Genomic DNA, 18194 nt, shown 5'->3' on the forward strand with positions numbered 1-18194 from the left:
CCCTTGACCCGCGTCATGGCCGACTACTGGAACCACAACACCGCCTATCACGGGTGGCTGGTCAAGATCGCCGCGCGGCACCGCGGCGATGTCCTGGACGTGGGCTGCGGCGAGGGACTGTTGGCCCAGCGGTTGGCCGCGGTCTCGCGCAGCGTTGTCGGCATCGATGCCGACCCGTCCGCGGTCGGGCGGGCGGCGGATCGAGTGCGGGCCGCCGACAACGTGTCGGTGCGAGTCGCGCGGTTCGAAGCGTTCGAGGCGGATCCGCATTCGTTCGACCTCATCACCTTCGTGGCGAGCCTGCATCACCTGCCGCTGCGCGAGACCCTGCTCAAAGCGCGTGAAATGCTCAGGCCCGCGGGAGGACTCGCCGTCATCGGCCTGTCGGCCAACAAGACCGTCGCCGACTGGGCCTGGGCCGCGATGTGTACGCCGGCGGTGCGTGCCGGCTCGCTGCTGCACCGAGAGACCCGCGACATCGGCCTGACGGTCGCCGCGCCCCGAGAAAGCCTGCGCGAGATCCGCCGCGTCGCCGCGGACGTCATACCGGGGGCCGTCATCCGGCGCGGCCTCTACTACCGATACCGCCTACTGTGGTGAAACCGCTGAGCCCGTTTCACGTTCACGCCGGCGGGCCCGCGAGGCGCGCAGGTTGGCGGCGTTGCCACACGTCTTGACGTCGTGCCACACCCCGCTGTTGTTCTTGGAGCGGTCGTAGAACGTCGACCCACAGCGGTGGTTGTGGCACTGCTTGACACGCCGCCAGGTGCCGGCCTGCTGGCTCAGCAGGATCTCGGCCCACAGCGCCGAGGCGAGCCAGCGCCAGCCGGTCCCGCTGGGCTCCAACCGCACCGCACCGTCGCCGGACACCGCGAGGGATGCCGTCACGGTGCTTCGTCCGATGGGCGCCTCGCCGGCCACCAGCGAATCGAGCGTGCCCCGCAACGCTCGCAGCTTGACCAGGTCCCCGTCGTCGAACGTCGGCGGTGACAGGTCCACGCCCCGGGCGGCCGACCAGGCCCGCACCGCCTCCGCCACCCAGTCGCGGGCGAGTGCGGTGTCGGCAAGCAGGTCCGGGCCGTAGCCCGCGATTCCCCTCGTGTTGAGGAAGTCCTGGACCAGGGCCAGGCCTCCCGGGGCGGGGGTGAGGCCGTACCGCTGTGACGCAGACCATGCACCAGACATACCTAAAAGATACTTGACTATGTCGCAGCCCGCAATTACATTGACAGAACCAAAGCATGAATACCTACGTCACGGAGTGAAGGTCATGGTCAACATCAAGGGGTCGACGGTGGTGGTCACCGGCGGACAGCGCGGACTCGGCAAGGCGATCGTGGACGAGCTGTTGGCGCGCGGCGCAGCCAAGGTATACGCCACGGCGCGGTCGCCACAACCCAGTACGGATTCCCGGTTGGTCAGCGTTGAGCTCGATGTCACCAAGCCGGAATCGGTCGCGGCGCTGGCCGCTGCGGCTCCAGATGCCGACATCGTCATCAACAACGCCGGTGTGCTGGGGGCGCGGTCGTTGCTCGACAGCGACATCGACGAGGTGCGGGCGGTGTTCGAGACGAACTATTTCGGGGCGCTGCGGGTCGCGAAGGCGTTCGCGCCGATCCTGGCCGGCAACGGTGGTGGGGCCCTGGTCGACATCGCGTCGATCCTGTCCTGGATGCCCGGCTCCGGCGGGTACGGAGACTCCAAGGCGGCGCTGTGGTCGGCGACTAATTCGCTGCGCATCGAACTCGAGAAGCAGGGCACCCTGGTGGTCGCGGCGCACCTCAGCTTCACCGACACCGACATGACGACCGGCTTCGACGCCCCGAAGAACGACCCGCGGCAGGTGGCGCGCGCGATCGCCGACGGCATCGAACACGACGACGCCGAGGTGCTGGCCGACGACGACACCCGCCACGTCAAGGCGGCGTTGTCCGGACCGGTCGAGGCGCTGCCCCGGATGCCGTGAACCGCCCGCACGCATGAAGGTCTGCCCGAAGGCAGATCCCCGTCTTAAGACGGTGGGTCAATCAGGCCCTTGCGGATGGCCTCGCCCAAAAATGGGCTTGCTGCACTTCGGGCAGACCACCGGGTTGCCCCGGCATCCCTACGGTCGCACCGCGCCGGCCCCGGCTTCGACGGCCGAAGGTCCCCAATGCTTCGGCCTAAGGTCACCACGGGGCGAGGCGGGGCCGGCGGCCGGCGTGTTTGGATAGCGACATGACCGACACGGAAGCCGAACGCATCGTGAGCGCGACGCGCGTCATCGCGGCCAGCGCCGCGCGGATCTTCGAACTGATCGCCGATCCGGCGCGCCAGCCGAGCTGGGACGGCAACAACAACCTCGCCTCCTCGGCTCCGGGGCAGCGGGTCCGCGCGGTCGGTGACGTGTTCAAGACGACACTGACGAACGGGGCCGTGCGGGAGAACCACGTCGTGGAATTCGTCGAAGCCAGCAAGATCGCTTGGTGCCCAGCCGAACCCAGGAAGCAGCCGCCCGGTCACCTGTGGCGCTGGGAGCTCAGCCCGGTAAACGCCGAACTCACCACGGTGACCCACACCTACGATTGGACGGCGCTGGCCGACCCGACCCGCCTCGAGCGCGCCCGCGCGACGACGCCGGACATGTTGCGCGAATCCATGGACCGGCTCGCCATGGTCGCCCAAGCGCCCGACTAGGGAGAGCAAGGCCGACCAGCGGCTGAGTCAGCCGTTCTTACCGCGCACCCACTGCACGGTGCCGAAGTTCTTCACCCGCACGCTGACGAACCCGTGGTCTTCCAGGATGTCGGCGATCTCGTCGTCGTCGAAAACGTGCGCCCCGACGTTGGGCAGCTTCTGGAAGAACCGGGCGGCCGGGCCGACGGTGGGCACCATGACGGCCAGCCTGCCGCCGGGCCGCAGCACCCGCGCCATCTCGCCCAGGGCCGCCGCCGGGTTCGGAACCAACTGCAGCACGGCCGTCGAGACGACGGCGTCCACCGTGTCGTCGCGCAACGGAAGGCGTTGCGCGTCGGCCTTGATGAAGCCGACCTGCGGCCCCGCTTCGTTGCGGACGGCGCGCGCGAGCATGGCCTCGGAGATGTCGACCCCCAGGGCCAGCCCGTCCGGGCCGGCCGCGCGCGCCAGCGACGCGGTGACGTTGCCGGGGCCCGACCCAACGTCCAGCGCGACGCCGCCCGGGGGGATGTTCAACCACTCGAGGGGGGTTTGCCAGGCGCTGATCAACCGCCGCGACAGGGCCTGGGCGTTGTCGTAGAGCATCGACCCGATCGGTGACGCCCAGGCCGCCTGGATCGGCCCGGTGTTCTTCGCGACGTCACCGCCCCCGGCGGATTCGCCGCCGAGCAGATCGAGGTACCCCTTGCTGACGTCGGGATCCGCCGGCGGATCCGCGAGCAGCTCCAGCGCTCGCCGCAGCGCCGGGGGTAACGAGACGTGCACGTCGGTCATGTGTGCTCCTTCGCGTGAAAAACCAAGCTGCGCCCCGGAACTCGGTCGGCAGGCCGGGGAGACCGGAGTCGGTTGAGCCCCGATGGCAGCCATTAAACAGGCTAGCGGGCCGGCGCGCGGCTACCGCCGGACGATCGCGTGCTCGCGCTGCAGCGAGTACAGCCGCCACTGGCCCGGCACGCCCTTGAGGGCGGCCTCGCCGCGGTCGCCGAAACGGTGCCGCGAGCCGGTGACGATGTCGCGCACCGTGGACGACACCAGCACTTCGCCGGGCCCGGCCAGTGCCGCCACCCGCGCGCCGATATGCACGGCCATGCCGGCGACGTCGTTGCCGCGCACCTCCACCTCGCCCGCGTGAATGCCCACCCGCACCTCGATACCGAGCACCCGGACCGCGTCGGTGAGGGAGTCGGCGCAGGCGATGGCGGCGCTCGGGCTGGTGAAGGTGGCGACGAATCCGTCGCCGGCCGTGTTGACTTCACGGCCGCCGAACCGCTGCAGCTGGTGGCGCACGAGGGTGTCGTGGTTGTCGAGGAGGTCTCGCCACCGGTGGTCGCCGAGCAGCGCGGCTCGCTCGGTGGAGCCGACGATGTCGGTGAACACGATCGTGGTGAGCAGGCGTTCGGCGTCGGAGACGCCGCGCACCCCGGTGATGAACTCCTCGATCTCATCGAGGACGGGGGCGGTGTCGCCGACCCAGTACAGGGCGTCCCGGCCCGGCAGTTCGATGAGGCGTGACCCCGGGATGTGTTCAGCCAGATAGTGTGCGTGCCCGACGGGGCTGAAGTCGGGGTTGTCGCGATGCAGGATCAGTGTCGGCACGGCGACACGAGGGAGCCGGTCGCGGACATCGCCCTCCCGGATCCTGTTGATGAAGGCGCGGGCCATGCTCGGTGATGCGGCCCGGTTGCCGGCCATGTCCCACCAGGCGCGGAATGCGGCGTCACTCGCCACGGAGGGCGCGATGATCCGGAGCATGTCGAACCCCTGCTCGACGGCGTCCGGTTCCATCCCGACCGTCGTGAAGCGATCGGCGTCGTCGAGGTCGGAGCCGATCGGGTAATCCGGACCGCGCAGCGTGCGCGCCGCGCCGTTGGCGATCACCAGGCTGTTCACCCGCTCGGAATGATCGGTCGCGAGAACCACACCGGCCAACGACGTGAAACCGGGGGCGAAGATCGTGGCGCGCTCGCATCCCGCCGCGTTCATGACCGCGATCGCGTCCTGGGCCCACGATTCCGGGCCGAGCATGTCCAGCGACGCGACTCGCGACGACAGGCCGATGCCGCGCTGGTCGAAGCGGATCACCCGGCAGAACGACGCGAGCCGCCGGTGGAACCGGTACATCGACGGCTCGAGGTCGACGCAGTCGATCGGGATTAACGGCCCCGGCAGCACGAGCAGGTCGATCGGTCCATCACCGAACACCTGGTAGGCGATGTCGATCTCGCCGCAACTGGCGTACCGGGTCCGTGGAGCCGCAACACCCCCAGCCACGTCTTCAGGCTAGTGCAGGTCACCGACATGCCATAGCGAGTCAGCGGCGGATGATCGGGACCAGATAGCGGGCGGCGTATTCGCGGACGGCCGCGGGATCCGACGTGTCGAGCCGGTCGGTGGGAAACACGATGATGCCCAGGGCGACGCGCAGCAGGATGTCGGCGATGTTGGTCAGGTCGCGGTCGGGGATGTCGGCCCCGCACCGGCGCAGGGTGTGGGCGATGCCGTCGGCGAACTGGCCGATGGGGAAGGCCTGCGATCGGGAGAACATGCCCAGCAGTTCGGGTTCGCTGTCGGCGATCCGGGAGTACAGCGGGGAATCGTGGACCAGGCGCACCCCGAGGGCGAACGCCTCGATCACGGCCTGCTGCGGGTCGCAGCCGGTGGTCGCCCGGTCCAGCGTGGTGAAGAACTGTTCGGCCTCGCGCCGCACCACGTGGCCGAACAGGTCGTCCTTGGTCGGAAACCGACGGTAGATGGTGCTGCGGCTGACCCCCGCGCGCGCCGCGACGTCTTCGATGTTGGCCCGTCGCACGCCATACGTCTCGAACACCGCGCGCGCGGTGTCCAGGATGGTGCGGTCGAGGTCGGTGATCTCGCCGAGAGTGCCGCCTGGGGGCACCGCCCGCTTGCGGGGGAGGCTGTGGTTCGGCATGGATCACGACCCCCACTGCAACTTCGGCGCCCGCTTGCTAGGCTTTGTGACACAAAGATACGGTTTTGTGTCATCGCTTCGCAAGCGCGTCGCGGGTGCGAAACCGCAGGGAGGGGAGCATGACGGCCCGGAACGACGAATTGACCAGTTCGACCGCGGGCGCGCGGTTCGACACCGGCGTCCGCGAGGCGGTGCCCATGCCGGTCGACGGGCCCGCGGGCGAGGCCGACGACCTCGCGCGGCTGGGACCCGAGTCGTTGATCTGGAAGTTTTACGGCGACAACCGCACCCAGTTCTTCGGGTTCCAGCGCACGGCCGGCGTCGAGAACTGCATCGAACAGCTCGCCCAGGGCGTGCTCGACCACTCGGTGATCTTCAGCGACATGTTGGGCCGGGCCAAGCGAACCGCGCCGCCGCTGATGAAGACCGTCTACTCCGACGAACCCCGCGAGTGGGGCCGCAAGGTGCGGGACTTCCACAAGACGATCAAGGGGACGATCAGCGACGGCTCGAGATATCACGCACTCAACCCGGAGCTGTTCTACTGGGCGCACGCGACCTTCGTCGACCAGGTCATCTACACCACCGACACGTTCATCCGCCGGCTGTCCCACGCGGAGAAGGCGCAGATCTTCGACGAGGGCAAGGTGTGGTACCGCCTCTACGGGGTCAGCGACCGCGGCCAGCCGCAGACCTACGACGAATTCCTCGCCTACTGGGACGAGATGCTCGAGCGGTTCGTCCCGCACAAGACCGTCTTGTACGGCACCGGCTACATTCGCAAGGGAATCCCCGGTCCGCGCTGGATCCCGAAGCCGGTGTGGAAGGTGGTGTCGGCGCCACTCAACGCCTACACCCGCCTTGTCCTGGTCGGGACCATGCCGCAGCAGATGCGCGAGGTTTGCCGGCTGGAGTGGGACGCGAAGAGGGAGAAGCGTTTTCAGCGGTTCGCCGCCGCCGTGCGCGCGCTCAACCCGCTGATCAACCGGCTGCCCGTCGGGGCGATCTACACGCCCTGGGCGGCCAGGGCGTGGCGGCGCTCGGGCGTCGACCCGCGCCGTCTGCACAACCGCGCGGTTTAGCTGCTCCGTTCGGCGGCGGCAATGCCGCCTTTGAGCAGCTCGTCGATGACCTTCTTGAACACCGGCAGCATCAGCCGGTCAACGCCGGGAATCTTCAACGTCGACCGCAGGTGCCAGCTGACCTCGGTCCCCGTCTCTGTTTCGCGCAGCTGCACCGTGCCGATGTGATCCCGGGTCGGTGCGCCGGAGAGCATCTTGTACGCGTAGCGGGTGGGTCGCTCATACTCGATGATCTCTTCGACGAACGGGGGTCCGATCGCCTCCAGGCGTCTGATCGCGCCGACACCGTTGGGGGCGGGGGTTCCCTCGCGGTCGAGCGTGCTGCGCCGGATTGCCCACGTACAGTCCGCGATCCGGCAGTGGTCGGTCATGGCGTCGAACACGGTCTCGATCGGCGCCGTGGAGGTCCGGGTGAGGGTGAACTCGATCATTCGCACTCCCTGCTGTCCGCCGTGTCTCGGTGCACAGAACATAGCGCTTCCCCGGGGACCGCGGCACGACCGGGCCGGAAGTGAACGGCGGGTACATGGCGCCGAAATTCCATGCGAAGTAAGCCAATACGGCGGCGGGCGCTTGGCGAGTGGTTGACGATGGGCCAGGATCTGTTGATATGGCCGCTATCGACTTCTCGTTGTTGGACGTTCCGAGATCGGACCCGGTCGAGGATCCCGAGGCCTATCTTCGCGCGGCGATCGCGTGGCACTTCGGCGAGGACACCGGTTCCGCGTTCTGGTTGCGGACCGCCGCGACGTTGGACTTCGATCCGTTGACCGACGTCAACACCTTCGCCGATCTGCGGCTGTTTCCCAATCTCGTCAACGAATTGCGCGAGGTGCCGGTGGAGGACCTCATCCCGCGCGGTTACGGCGAACCGCGTCCGGTGCCCCAGGTGTTCGAATCGGGCGGAACCACCGGCGCGCCGAAACGGACTGCGCAGCTCCCGGATTGGGTCGCGCAGGTGGTGCGCTGGCAGACCGAGGACTTCGCCGGCGGTGGGTTTCGCCGCGGCGAGGGCTTCCTGTGCTTGATGCCCAGCGGCCCGCACGGGGTCGGCTATTTCTCGCGGCTGGTCTCCGAGCGGCTCGGCGCGACGTTCCACGCGATCGACATCGATCCCCGTTGGGTGAAGAAGCTCGCCGCGCGCGGAGCCGCCGGTGAAGTCGCGGCCTACGTCGACCACGTCGTCGAGCAGGCCCTGTTCGTGCTGCGGACGCAGAACGTCGCGAACCTGCATACCACCCCGCCGCTGCTGGAGGCCATGGCCCGGGACGACCGGGTGGTCGATCTGCTGAACGACAAGATTCGCTATCTGTTGCTCAGCGGCGCGCACGTGGACGCGGACACCCTCGACCTGCTCCGCGATCTCTTCCCGGCGACGACGATCACCATGGCCTTCGGCAGCACGATGGTGCTGTCCCAAGCGGTCACCCGAACGGACGACAGCGACGCGTTCGTGTTCGACCCGCGGACACCGTACGTGGTGTTCTGGGTGGTCGATCCCGACACCGGGGAGCGGGTGCCCTACGGGCAGACCGGGCAAGTGGTGATGCACCACGTCAGCAAGGGCATGTTCATCCCGAACAACCTGGAACGCGACCTGGCGGTCAGACAGCCTGGGCCGGCGGGCGCGCTCAGCGACTCGGTCAGTGCGGTCCGCCCGGTTTCCACCTTCGAGGGCGAGGCCGTGATCGAGGGCGTGTACTGACCATGGTGGTCGAACGGGCCGGTGCCGCAACCGATCTGGTGTCGATCGATGCGTTGGGTCCCGGCGGGCAGTACCGGACCCGCCGCCGCGAGGTCCTGCTCAGTACGGCCGGCGCCGCGGTCGCCGAGCTGAGCATCGTGCCGCCGCTGTATGTCTCGCGCACCTTGGCGGCGCAACGCAAGGCGGCGCCGTTGCCCGTCGGGCAGCGCGCGGCGGCGCTGTCGGCGGCCGCGGGCGTCTTCGCCGACGGTGTCATCGGCGGGCTGGACTTCGAAGGCTACGTCGGGCTGGCCAGCCGGATTTCGGGGCTGCCGATCGCGGTCACCCGCGCCGGGGCGCGCGCCATCGCGGACGCCGTCGTCGGCGCGGTCGACGCGGTCCGGCCGGCCCGCCCTGTGGGCGCGACGCTGGATTGGCGCGAGGAACCCACCCGGCGGGGAGGCGCGGTATGGGCGCGGCGCGGGGAGGTGTTCGCCGTGCACGCGGCGGGAAACGGTCCGGGCGTGCACGGCCTGTGGCCGCAGGCCCTGGCGCTGGGTTATCGGATCGCGGTGCGGCCGTCCCGCCGCGAGCCGCTGACCGCCCACCGGCTGGTGCATGCCCTGCGGCAGGGCGGCTTTCGCCCCGAGGACGCCGTCTACCTGCCCACCGATCATGCCGGCGCCGACGAGATCATCCGGTCGGCAGACCTCGCCCTGGTCTACGGCGGGCAGCCGGTCGTCGACAAGTACGCCGGCGACCCGGCGGTGATCGTCAACGGCCCGGGGCGCAGCAAGATCCTCATCACCGCCGACCAGGACTGGCGCGAGCACCTCGACCTCATCGTCGACTCGATCGCCAACCTCGGGGGCATGGCCTGCGTCAACACCACCGCCGTGCTGTACGAGGGCGATCCCGCCCCGCTGGCGCGGGCGATCGCCGGGCGGTTGGCGTCGATCGAGCCCCTACCCACGGACGAAGAGCGCGCGATCCTGCCCACCCAGCCGGTCGAAAACGCCCGCGCCCTCGCCGAATACCTGGCGGCCAAGGCCGCCGGATCGTCGCCGCTGCTCGGCGCCGAGCAGGTGGTCGCCGACCTCGGTGGCGGTTACGCCGCGCTGCGCCCGGCCGTGCATCTGCTGCGGGCGCCCGACACGGACAAGCTCAACGTCGAGCTGCCCTTCCCGTGCGTGTGGGTCTCGCCCTGGTCGCCCGAGGACGCCATCGAGCCGCTGCGGCATTCGTTGGTGCTCACCGCGCTCACCGACGACGAACGGTTGATCGACGCTCTGCTGGGCGAGCCGACGATCGCCAACGTGTACTTCGGGCCCCACCCCACCTGGTTCGCGGCCCCCGCCATCCCGCACGACGGGTTTTTGGCCGACGCCCTGATGCGCAACAAGGGCTTCATCCGCGATAGCGGCTGACGCGAGGGCTCAGGCGCCGGCCTCATCGACGAGGCGGTTCAGCTGCCGAAACTTCCCCGGCCGCTCGAGACCTGTGTCGCCGGGCCGCCGCTACCCCCGTCGAGGTGGCTGGAGGCGAAGGCGACGCCTTTGTCGATCATGGCGCCGTCGTCGGCGTAGGTGTTGTGGGCGGCGAAGTTCATGCCGTCGGAGCAGACCGGGTCTTCGGTGGCGCAGACCTTGATGGTCTTGTCGGCGAAGGTCGGGCCGATGACGACCGGGGGTTCGCCGAGGAAGTTCATGGCGCGCACGTTGGGCATGCCGAACAGCACCACCGAGGAGACGTGTTGGGCCACCGAGGGATCCAGGGGCTTGGGCACGGTGTTGGGGTCGATGCCGTCGGGTACCGAGGGGGAGGTGACGAAGCCCATCACTGCCGCGCCCTGGGAGTAGCCGCCGAGCACCATTTTGGTGTTGGGGCAGTCGTGGGCCATCGACACGACGTGGGCGCCGGCGTCGCGGACGCCGTCGATGCCGGTGTCCCATTGGTCGCTGGCGGGGTAGTTGACCGGGTAGACATCGAACGAGCGCGCGCCGACGCGGGAGTGCAGGGCGTCGACGAAGGCCTGTCCGGTGGGGCCGACGCCGGGGTCTTCGCCGGTGCCGCGGGCGAAGACCACCTGAACGTCGGGACATTGGGCGGCGGCGCTGGGCAGGGCGGAACCGACGAGGGCCGACGCGCCGAGGCCGGACGCCGCGGCGACTGCTGGAGCAACGAAACGGGCTATTTGACGTGCGATCATGCCGCAATGGTGCCCAATGAGCCGGCGGCCTAAACAACGTAAGGCAGGGAAATTACTGCGAATTCACACAACTGCGGTCACCTGGCGGTATCCGGCCGAGATGGGTTGCGCGCGACCCTGATCCGGCGCCGCGGCCCCGGCCGGTCCGGCGCCGCGCGCGACGAGGCGGGCAATGCCGGGGCGGTGCGTGCGGCCCGGGAGGCGATGTGGTCTGCTAACTAGACGAGTCGAGCGCACGGTGAAGCCATCCGCCGATCCTCGACAAGCGGCTCGAGTGAATGCAGCGGCAGAGTTGAATGCAGTAGTGCAGGTCCTCAGCAAGGTCACGGACCACTTGGCCAATCCGGCGCGGGTGTCGGATCCCGACAGGCTGCGCAGCGCCGTCAGCGGTAAGACCGTTCTGGTCACCGGCGCCTCGTACGGGATCGGCGAGGCGACCGCGCGCAGGTTGGCCGCCGCGGGCGCCACGGTGCTGGCCGTCGCCCGGTCCGAGGAACGGCTGGGCGACCTGGCGGCGTCGGTGAACGCCGCCGGCGGCCGCGCGATCGCCTACCCGACCGACCTCACCGACGAGGCGGCCGTCGGCGCGCTGACCAAGGAGATCACCGAGCGGCACGGCGCGCTCGACATCGTGGTCAGCAACGCCGGCAAGTCGTTGCGCCGCTCGCTGCACGACCAGTACGACCGGCCGCATGACTTTCAGCGCACCATCGACATCAACTATCTGGGACCGATCTGGCTGTTGCTGGGTCTCCTGCCGGCCATGCGGGAGAACGGGCGCGGGCACATCGTGAACGTGTCCAGTGTCGGCGTGCGCGTCGTGCCGGGGCCGCAATGGGGCGCCTACCAGGCGTCGAAGGGTGCTTTCGACCGGTGGCTGCGCAGCGTGGCGCCGGAACTGTACGCCGACGGCGTGGACGTCACCACCGTCTACTTCGCGCTGGTCCGCACCCGGATGATCGAACCCACCCCCATCCTGGGGCGGCTCCCCGGCCTGTCGGCCGACGAGGCCGCCGACGCGATCGCCAAAGCCGTCATCGATCGGCCCCGCAGCAACGAACCGCCGTGGGTGCTGCCGGCCGAGTTGGCCTCGGTGCTGCTGGCCGGGCCGGCCGAACGCGCGGCCCGGCTCTGGTACCGACGGTTCTTCTCGGAGCGCGGCGGCCGCGAGGCCCGCCGATGACCGGCGAGGGGGTGGTCGGCACCGCGGCGCGGGCGCTGCTGCGGTCGCGACTGCTCGCCCCGCCGTCACCTCTTGCCACCCTGCGGCTGCTCCGGGAGGTGCGCCGGGGCGGCACCAACCCCTACACCCTGCTGGCGGTGACCGCCGCCCGCTGGCCCGACCGGGCCGCGATCGTCGACGACGACGGCGCCTGCGACTACCGCGAGTTGCGGTCGGCGACCGAGGCGCTGGCTCTCCGGCTCTCCCGCGACGGTGTGGGGCCAGGCGACGCGGTGGGCGTGATGTGCCGCAACGGGCGCGGTTTCGTCGCCGGCGTCTTCGCGGCCGCCCGGGTGGGGGCCGACGTGGTCCTGGTCAACACGGACTTCCGCAGCGACGCCCTGGCGTCGGCGATGAGCGCCCACCGCATCGGTACGATGATCGCCGACGAGGAATTCGGCGAACGCGCCCGCGCCGCCGGCCCGTCGGTCGTTCTCATCGACCCGGCGACGGTCACCGCGCGGGCGGGCGATCCGCGGCCCGGCGTGGCCGCCCCGGGCCGGATCGTTCTGCTGACATCGGGAACCACCGGCACGCCGAAGGGGGTGCCGCGCTCACCGCAACTGCGGTCCGCGGTGGGCGTGTGGGTGACCATTCTGGACCGGACCGGCCTGCGCACCGGGTCGCGAATCTCGGTGGCTATGCCCATGTTCCACGGGCTCGGGCTGGGGATGCTGATGCTCACCGTGGCCCTCGGCGGCACCGTGCTCACGCATCGCCACTTCGACGCCGAGGCCGCGCTGGCGCAGGCGTCGCTGCATCGCGCCGACGCGTTCACCGCCGTGCCGATCGTGCTCGCCCGCATCCTCGACCTGCCCGAGCGGGTGCGGGCCCGCAACCCGGTGCCCTACCTGCGGGTCGTGATGTCGAGCGGCGACCGGCTCGATCCCACCCTCGGGCAGCGGTTCATGGATGCCTACGGCGACATCCTCTACAACGGCTACGGCTCCACCGAGGTCGGGATCGGCGCCCTGGCCACGCCCGCGGACCTGCGCGAGGCGCCCGAGACCGTGGGCAAACCGGTCGCCGGCTGCCCGGTGCGCATCCTGGACCGACACGGCAGGCCCGTCGGCGCGCGCGTCACCGGGCGCATCTTCGTCGGCGGCGAACTGGCCGGTGAGGGCTACACCGGTGGCGGCGCGAAGACCGTGATCGAGGGCATGACCAGCACCGGCGACATGGGCTACCTCGACAACGCGGGCCGGCTGTACATCGTCGGCCGCGAGGACGACATGATCATCTCCGGCGGCGAGAACGTCTACCCGCGCGCGGTCGAGAACGCGCTCGCCGAGCACCCGGCCGTCGCCGACAACGCGGTCATTGGCGTTCCCGACGAACGGTTCGGCCACCGGCTGGTCGCGTTCGTGGTCTTCCAGCCGGGCAGTGACACCGACCCCGAAGCGCTGCGGGAGTACCTCAAGGGCAGGGTCTCCCGGTTCGAGCAGCCCCGCGACATCAACGTCGTCGACAGCATCCCGCGCAATCCGGCCGGCAAGGTCCTGCGCAAGGAGCTGTCCGGCTGACGGCGCGCGGGTGCCGCCTCAGTCGTGCTTGGGTTCCAGGGCGGTGACCTGCTTGGCCAGCCAGTTCGGTGCCAGCACCGAGACGACGGTCGCGCCCGCGGTGGCGCTGATGACCCCGCTCCAAGCGACCGGGCCCAGCGGCGTGCAACCGAAGAAGTGGCTGACGCCCGGGGTCTGGACGATGGCGACCAGCACGCCCGCGCTGCCCAGCGCCGTGCCCAGCACCAGCGGGCTGTGGCGGCGCGTCAGCAGGGTCTGCGCGAGCTGGGTGGTCACCAGCGCCGTCAGTCCCATGGTCGACGTGCGACGTTCGGTCCCCGGTGTCCAGCGCCCGATGGCCCAGGCCGCCGTCGCGCCGGCCGCCGTGACGGCGCCGCGGGTGACGATCTGCCGCATCAGCGGCGCGTCGAGGGACGGCGACGGCCCGGACAGCGTCGCCAGCTGGAATGCGCGGTGCAGCTCCTCGGCGTCGCGGTCGGCCTCGTCGGCGGCCTCCTCCGGCTCCGGGTACTGCGGGGTGACGGCGACCGCCAGCGCGGGGAACATGTCGGTCAGCAGGTTCACCAGCAGCAGCTGGCGGGTGCCCACCGGGGCGCGGCCGGTGCCCAGGGCGGTGCCGATGAGGGTGAACAGCACTTCGCCGACGTTGCCGCCGACCAGGATGCTCACCGCGTCCCGGACGCCACCCCACATGCCGCGGCCCTCGACCAGGGCGTCCAGCAGCACGCCGAGGTCGTTGTCGGTCAACACGATGTCGGCGGCGCCGCGCGCGGCCGACGAGCCGCGCCCGCTCACGCCGATGCCCACGTCGGCCATCCGGATGGCGGCCGCGTCGTTGGCCCCGTCGCCGACCATCGCGACCGCCTGCCCGCCGGCCTGCAGCGCCGCGACGATCTGCACCTTCTGCTCGGGGCTGACGCGGGCGAAGACCTGCACGTCGGCGGCGACTTTGGCGCGATCCTCCTCGCCGAGGGCGGCGAGTTCCGCCCCGGTGATCTCGCGGGCGTCCGGCGGCAACCCCAATTGCCGGGCGATCGCTCGCGCTGTCACCGGGTGGTCGCCGGTGATCAGCACCACCCGCCGGCCGGCCTCCACCAGGGCCTCGATCAACGGCCGGGCCGACGCGCGCGCGGTGTCGGCCAAGCCGACGTAGCCGAGCAACTCGAGGTCGTGGGCGGCGGCGTCGACGGCGTCGGCGTCGGTCTCCTCCTCGCCGGTCGTGCCCTCCCAGCGGCGCTGCGCCACCGCCAGCACGCGCAGGCCCTGCTCGGCCAGGCGCAACACCAGCGCCTCGGCGCGGTCGTGCTCGGCGTCGGAGTCGGCGAACCGGCAGCGCGGCAGGACCTCTTCGGGCGCGCCCTTGACCATCAGCATCGGCCCGCCATTCCCGCCGGCGATGCCGATCGCGGCGGAGTAGCCGCGGCTGGACTCGAACGGTACCTCCGCGAGCACCGTCCAGTCCGACGCCCATTGGGCGTCAACGGAATTCGCCGCAGTGAGGATCGCCTCGTCGGTGGCGTGCGCGTGGCCGCCCCCGTTGTGCGGTTGTGTGCTGCTGCGGGCGGCGGCCCGCAACACGGCGGCGGACGCCGCGTCGGCCACGTCGGGGAACGTGCCGTCCGCGTCGGTCCCGTGCGGGACGCCGCGGACGACGCGCAGATGGTTCTCGGTGAGCGTGCCCGTTTTGTCGAAGCAGATCGTCTCGACCCGGCCCAGCGCTTCGACCGCACGCGGCGTCCGGACCAAGACCCCGCGCCGCGACAACCGCTGGGCGGCGGCCAGCTGGGCCAGGGTGGCCACCAGCGGCAGGCCCTCGGGGACCGCCGCCACGGCGATGGCGACCCCGTCGGCGACCGCCTGACGCAGCGATGCCTGATGTAACAGCGCCAGGGCGGTCACCGCCGCGCCGCCGGCCAGGGTCAGCGGCAGCACCTTGCTGGTCAGCTCCCGCAACCGGGCCTGCACCCCGGCCGCCGACTCGACGTCGGCGATCGCCGAGATCGCCCGCTGCGCGGCGGTGCCCGCCCCGGTCGCCACGACGATCGCGCGGGCGCGTCCGGCGACGATGGTGCTGCCCTCGAACAGCATGCTGGCGCGGTCGGAGTCGGCGACGGCCACGGGCTCGACCTGCTTGTCCACCGGCAACGATTCGCCGGTGAGGAAGGACTCGTCGACTTCGAGGTCCTCGGCGACCAGCAGGCGCGCGTCGGCCGGCACCACCTCCGGGGCGGCCAGGTCGATGATGTCGCCGGGCCGCAAGGATTTGGCGTGCACCGACACGGTCCGCTCGGCGGTGCGGGCCGCCTCCAGCCGGCGGTGCGCGGTGGCGACCGCGGGGACGACGACCCGGCGCGCGTACTGGTCCTGCTCGGCGAACAGCTCGGCGACCGCGGCCTCGGCCCGCAGCCGTTGCACCCCGCCCGCGATCGCGTTGGCGGTCATCACGCCCGCCACCAACAGCGCGTCGACGCTGCTGCCGACGATCGCCGAGGCCGCCGCTCCGACGGCCAGGATGGGGGTCAGCGGATCGGCGAGCTCGGCCCGCGTCGCGGTCAACAGCCGTCCCACCTGGCTCGCCGGCCCGCGCAGCGGCGCGACCACGGGGTTGTAGGACAGGTCGTCGAGCAGCTGCCGCCAGGGCGCCACCCCGGGCTCGACGGCCAGCGGCCGCGTGCGGCTGGCCAACCGGGCATAGACGATCTCCGGATCCAGGGCATGCCAGGCGGTCAGCGGCTGCGGGGTGGGGTCGGGCAGCCGAAGCACCCGGGAGGCCGCGAAGGTGCCCTGCATGAGGGCGGCCGCGGCGGCCGCGTTGACCGGGTTGAGCCAGCGCTGCACCGCGAACGGGCTCAGGGTGCGCGGATCACCAGTGACCAGCAACAGCCCCGCCAGCGTGCTGCCGCCCTTGGCCAGGCGCACCGCCGACTCCGTCGCCTCCCGCGCCACCGGCAGCGCCGACAGGATGCGCACCGCCGCGGCCAGGTCAGTGCCGGTGATGATGTCGGCCGTCCACGGCGTCGCCGCCTGCGGGTCATCGAGCGCCACCCCGACGTCGGCGATGGCCAGCGCGGCCAGCGTGTCGGTCGACGCGAAGTCGCGGTGCAGCGCGGTGATGAGCAACACCGGCCCGCGGTCGGTGCGCAGGTCGCGCACCAACTGCAGCAGCGGCGTGCCCGGGGGGTGGCTCACGGCGACGCTGGCGGTCAGGTCCTCGGTGCCCGCGACGTGGCGCAGCACCACGCGGGCGCCGGTCCGGTGGGCGATCTGCAGCAGCGGGATGGCGAACGGGTCGACCTCCCAGCCGACGTCGACGCTGCCCACCCGCTCACCGTCGACCACCAGGTCGGCGTGTTCGAGGCCCTGCGCCGGCGTCGCCGACGACTCCTGCGCCCGGACCCACCGCAGCCGGGCGCCGGTGGCCGGCAGCTCGTCGGGGTCGGGCTCGGGCGCCTCCTCGCCGTGCAGCAACGCGTCGGCGACCTCGTAGACGCGGTCCTCGTCCCATCCGGGCACGTCGCCCCGGGCCTGCAGCACCGCGCGGTTGTCCCCGCGCAGCGCGGCCCCGTCGACGACGACGACCTTGACCCGGTCCAGCCGGCGCAGCGCCCCCGGGTCGAGGAACAGTTGCCCGGCGTTGGCGAGCCCACGCCCCAGCACGGCCGCGAACGTCTGCCGGCCCACATGCGCGGCCCTGGGCACGCCGGCGAGCAGCGCGCCGGCCGCATCGTCGGTGCCGCCGCCGGCCAGCAGCGCACCCGCCGCGGCCAACAGCGAAGCGTTGGCCGCCTGGTCGGCGTACTCTTCCACCGGCCCGGCCATCGATCCCTTCGCGGTGTCGATGGCGGCGTCGATGGCCCCGCCCACCACCACGTGGGACGCCTCTCCCGCGGCGGCGGCCGCCGAATTATGGCGGGGCGCTTGCGATTTGGTGCCGGCCGACGAAATCACCGGAACCACCGGCGCCTGCGGCCGGCTGGGCGAGGCCAGCTCCGGCTCGCGGTCGCGCCAGCGCTGACGGTGCGCCGCGGCCTCCGTGACCTGCAAGCTGCGTTGGGCCAGATCCAGCAGCGGCGTGCCGACCGCCTGCGTCAGCCCGTTGGCCAGCGCGGTCGACGCGCTCAGGGCGATGTCGGTGCCGACGCGGCCCAGCCGCGACTCCAGCACGGCGACCACCCGCGGCTGATGGTTCAGCAGGGCCGCGGCCGCGCGGGCGCTTCGGGGTGCGACGGGCAGCCGCCCCAGCCAGCCGGTCACCGCGGCACCGATGGCCGCCACGTCCATCGCGGCGGCGGTGGCCGGCACCAGGATCGCCAACGGGTTCCCCGGGTCGGCGAACGGCGCCGTACGCGGCGAATCCTTGGCGGCGACCAGGGTCAGGTCCGCCGCCACGCTGCAGACCGTGTCCCTGACCCTGTCCAGCACGGCGTCGTTGTCGCCTTCGTTCTCGAATTCGACCACCAACCGCCCCAGGGCGCCCTCGACGTGGGCCGCGGCCACCCCCGGAATTCGGCGGACCGGCTCCTCCACGGCGGGCGCGTGATCGTGCCAGCCGGGGAACGGCAGCAACGGATCCAGGTCCAGATGCACCCGCCGCCCGCTTTGCCACCGGATCGGCGGGGTGACGCCGCGCCCGGAACCGTTGGTGGGACCGGTCAACCCGATGGCGCGGCCCGTCGTCTGGGCCATCGACTGCACGACAGGGACCGCCAGTTCGGCGACCGGGCTGGCCAGATTCTGCAGGGCGTCCGCGGCGCCGGCAGCGGTGGACATGCCGGCTCGCACTACCTGCGCGGCTCCGTCGGTCATGCCGGCGACGACGCTGGCAACGCCGGGAATCCTCACTCAGTCACCCTTCAATTACGTCTACCG

15 protein-coding genes are annotated in these 18194 nt (G+C 71.2%); 8 read left to right on the top strand and 7 right to left on the bottom strand.

Annotation, left to right across the window (positions count from 1 at the left end):
• Positions 1–15 precede the first annotated feature (15 nt).
• A complete protein-coding gene (locus A5692_RS07845; RefSeq protein ID WP_068054289.1) occupies positions 16–600 on the top strand; it encodes a bifunctional 2-polyprenyl-6-hydroxyphenol methylase/3-demethylubiquinol 3-O-methyltransferase UbiG in 585 nt (194 codons plus the stop codon).
• Here A5692_RS07845 and A5692_RS07850 read toward each other — a convergent pair.
• Positions 589–1185 carry a CGNR zinc finger domain-containing protein gene (locus A5692_RS07850; RefSeq protein WP_304528605.1) on the bottom strand — a complete coding sequence of 199 codons (597 nt, stop codon included), beginning with the start codon at positions 1183–1185 and terminating at the stop codon, positions 589–591. The two genes, A5692_RS07845 and A5692_RS07850, sit on opposite strands and share 12 nt — an antisense overlap.
• An 85-nt stretch (positions 1186–1270) precedes the next feature.
• Between A5692_RS07850 and A5692_RS07855 the strand changes: the two genes are divergently transcribed.
• Positions 1271–1966: an SDR family oxidoreductase gene (locus A5692_RS07855; RefSeq protein ID WP_068054499.1), complete on the top strand. Its 696-nt coding sequence runs from the start codon at positions 1271–1273 to the stop codon at positions 1964–1966.
• Positions 1967–2217: 251 nt separating this feature from the next.
• On the top strand, positions 2218–2676 hold the full coding sequence (locus A5692_RS07860) for an SRPBCC family protein (protein WP_068054291.1): 459 nt from the start codon (positions 2218–2220) through the stop codon (positions 2674–2676).
• 27 nt (positions 2677–2703) lie between these two features.
• Here the strand turns inward: A5692_RS07860 and A5692_RS07865 are convergent, their stop codons facing one another.
• The 3 genes from A5692_RS07865 to A5692_RS07875 all read right to left on the bottom strand — a co-directional run bounded on the left by A5692_RS07865 (position 2704) and on the right by A5692_RS07875 (position 5605).
• The gene (locus A5692_RS07865; RefSeq protein ID WP_068054296.1) at positions 2704–3450 is read right to left on the bottom strand and encodes a methyltransferase domain-containing protein; all 747 of its coding nucleotides are present in this window, start codon (positions 3448–3450) and stop codon (positions 2704–2706) included.
• 120 nt (positions 3451–3570) lie between these two features.
• Positions 3571–4947, bottom strand: coding sequence for an adenylate/guanylate cyclase domain-containing protein (locus A5692_RS07870; protein WP_068054298.1), 1377 nt, complete (start codon positions 4945–4947; stop codon positions 3571–3573).
• 40 nt (positions 4948–4987) lie between these two features.
• Complete coding sequence (locus tag A5692_RS07875; RefSeq protein ID WP_068054301.1) at positions 4988–5605, bottom strand: TetR/AcrR family transcriptional regulator; 618 nt, start codon at positions 5603–5605, stop codon at positions 4988–4990.
• Positions 5606–5724: 119 nt separating this feature from the next.
• On the opposite strand from A5692_RS07875, the gene A5692_RS07880 reads away from it, so the two are divergent.
• A complete protein-coding gene (locus tag A5692_RS07880; RefSeq protein WP_068054304.1) occupies positions 5725–6687 on the top strand; it encodes an oxygenase MpaB family protein in 963 nt (320 codons plus the stop codon).
• Here A5692_RS07880 and A5692_RS07885 read toward each other — a convergent pair.
• Positions 6684–7118, bottom strand: a complete 435-nt coding sequence (locus tag A5692_RS07885; RefSeq protein WP_068054307.1) for an SRPBCC family protein — start codon at positions 7116–7118, stop codon at positions 6684–6686. The two genes, A5692_RS07880 and A5692_RS07885, sit on opposite strands and share 4 nt — an antisense overlap.
• Before the next feature lie 179 nt (positions 7119–7297).
• On the opposite strand from A5692_RS07885, the gene A5692_RS07890 reads away from it, so the two are divergent.
• Complete coding sequence (locus A5692_RS07890) at positions 7298–8392, top strand: AMP-binding protein (RefSeq protein ID WP_068054310.1); 1095 nt, start codon at positions 7298–7300, stop codon at positions 8390–8392.
• Positions 8393–8427: 35 nt separating this feature from the next.
• A complete protein-coding gene (locus tag A5692_RS07895; protein WP_068054502.1) occupies positions 8428–9798 on the top strand; it encodes an aldehyde dehydrogenase family protein in 1371 nt (456 codons plus the stop codon).
• A 38-nt stretch (positions 9799–9836) separates the two neighbouring features.
• On the opposite strand, the gene A5692_RS07900 is transcribed toward A5692_RS07895, so the two are convergent.
• Positions 9837–10598 (bottom strand): cutinase family protein, encoded by a 762-nt coding sequence (locus A5692_RS07900; RefSeq protein WP_082962455.1) that lies wholly within the window; start codon positions 10596–10598, stop codon positions 9837–9839.
• Between the two features lie 274 nt (positions 10599–10872).
• Here A5692_RS07900 and A5692_RS07905 point away from each other — a divergent pair, with 274 nt between their 5' ends.
• Both A5692_RS07905 and A5692_RS07910 read left to right on the top strand, forming a co-directional pair.
• A complete protein-coding gene (locus A5692_RS07905; RefSeq protein WP_369830279.1) occupies positions 10873–11763 on the top strand; it encodes an SDR family NAD(P)-dependent oxidoreductase in 891 nt (296 codons plus the stop codon).
• Complete coding sequence (locus A5692_RS07910) at positions 11760–13325, top strand: AMP-binding protein (RefSeq protein ID WP_068054319.1); 1566 nt, start codon at positions 11760–11762, stop codon at positions 13323–13325. Before A5692_RS07905 ends, A5692_RS07910 begins: the two co-directional genes overlap by 4 nt.
• An 18-nt stretch (positions 13326–13343) precedes the next feature.
• Here the strand turns inward: A5692_RS07910 and A5692_RS07915 are convergent, their stop codons facing one another.
• Positions 13344–18167, bottom strand: coding sequence for a cation-translocating P-type ATPase (locus A5692_RS07915; RefSeq protein ID WP_068054322.1), 4824 nt, complete (start codon positions 18165–18167; stop codon positions 13344–13346).
• Positions 18168–18194: the final 27 nt, after the last annotated feature.

The organism is Mycobacterium sp. E342 (assembly GCF_001667665.1).
GTDB lineage: Bacteria > Actinomycetota > Actinomycetes > Mycobacteriales > Mycobacteriaceae > Mycobacterium.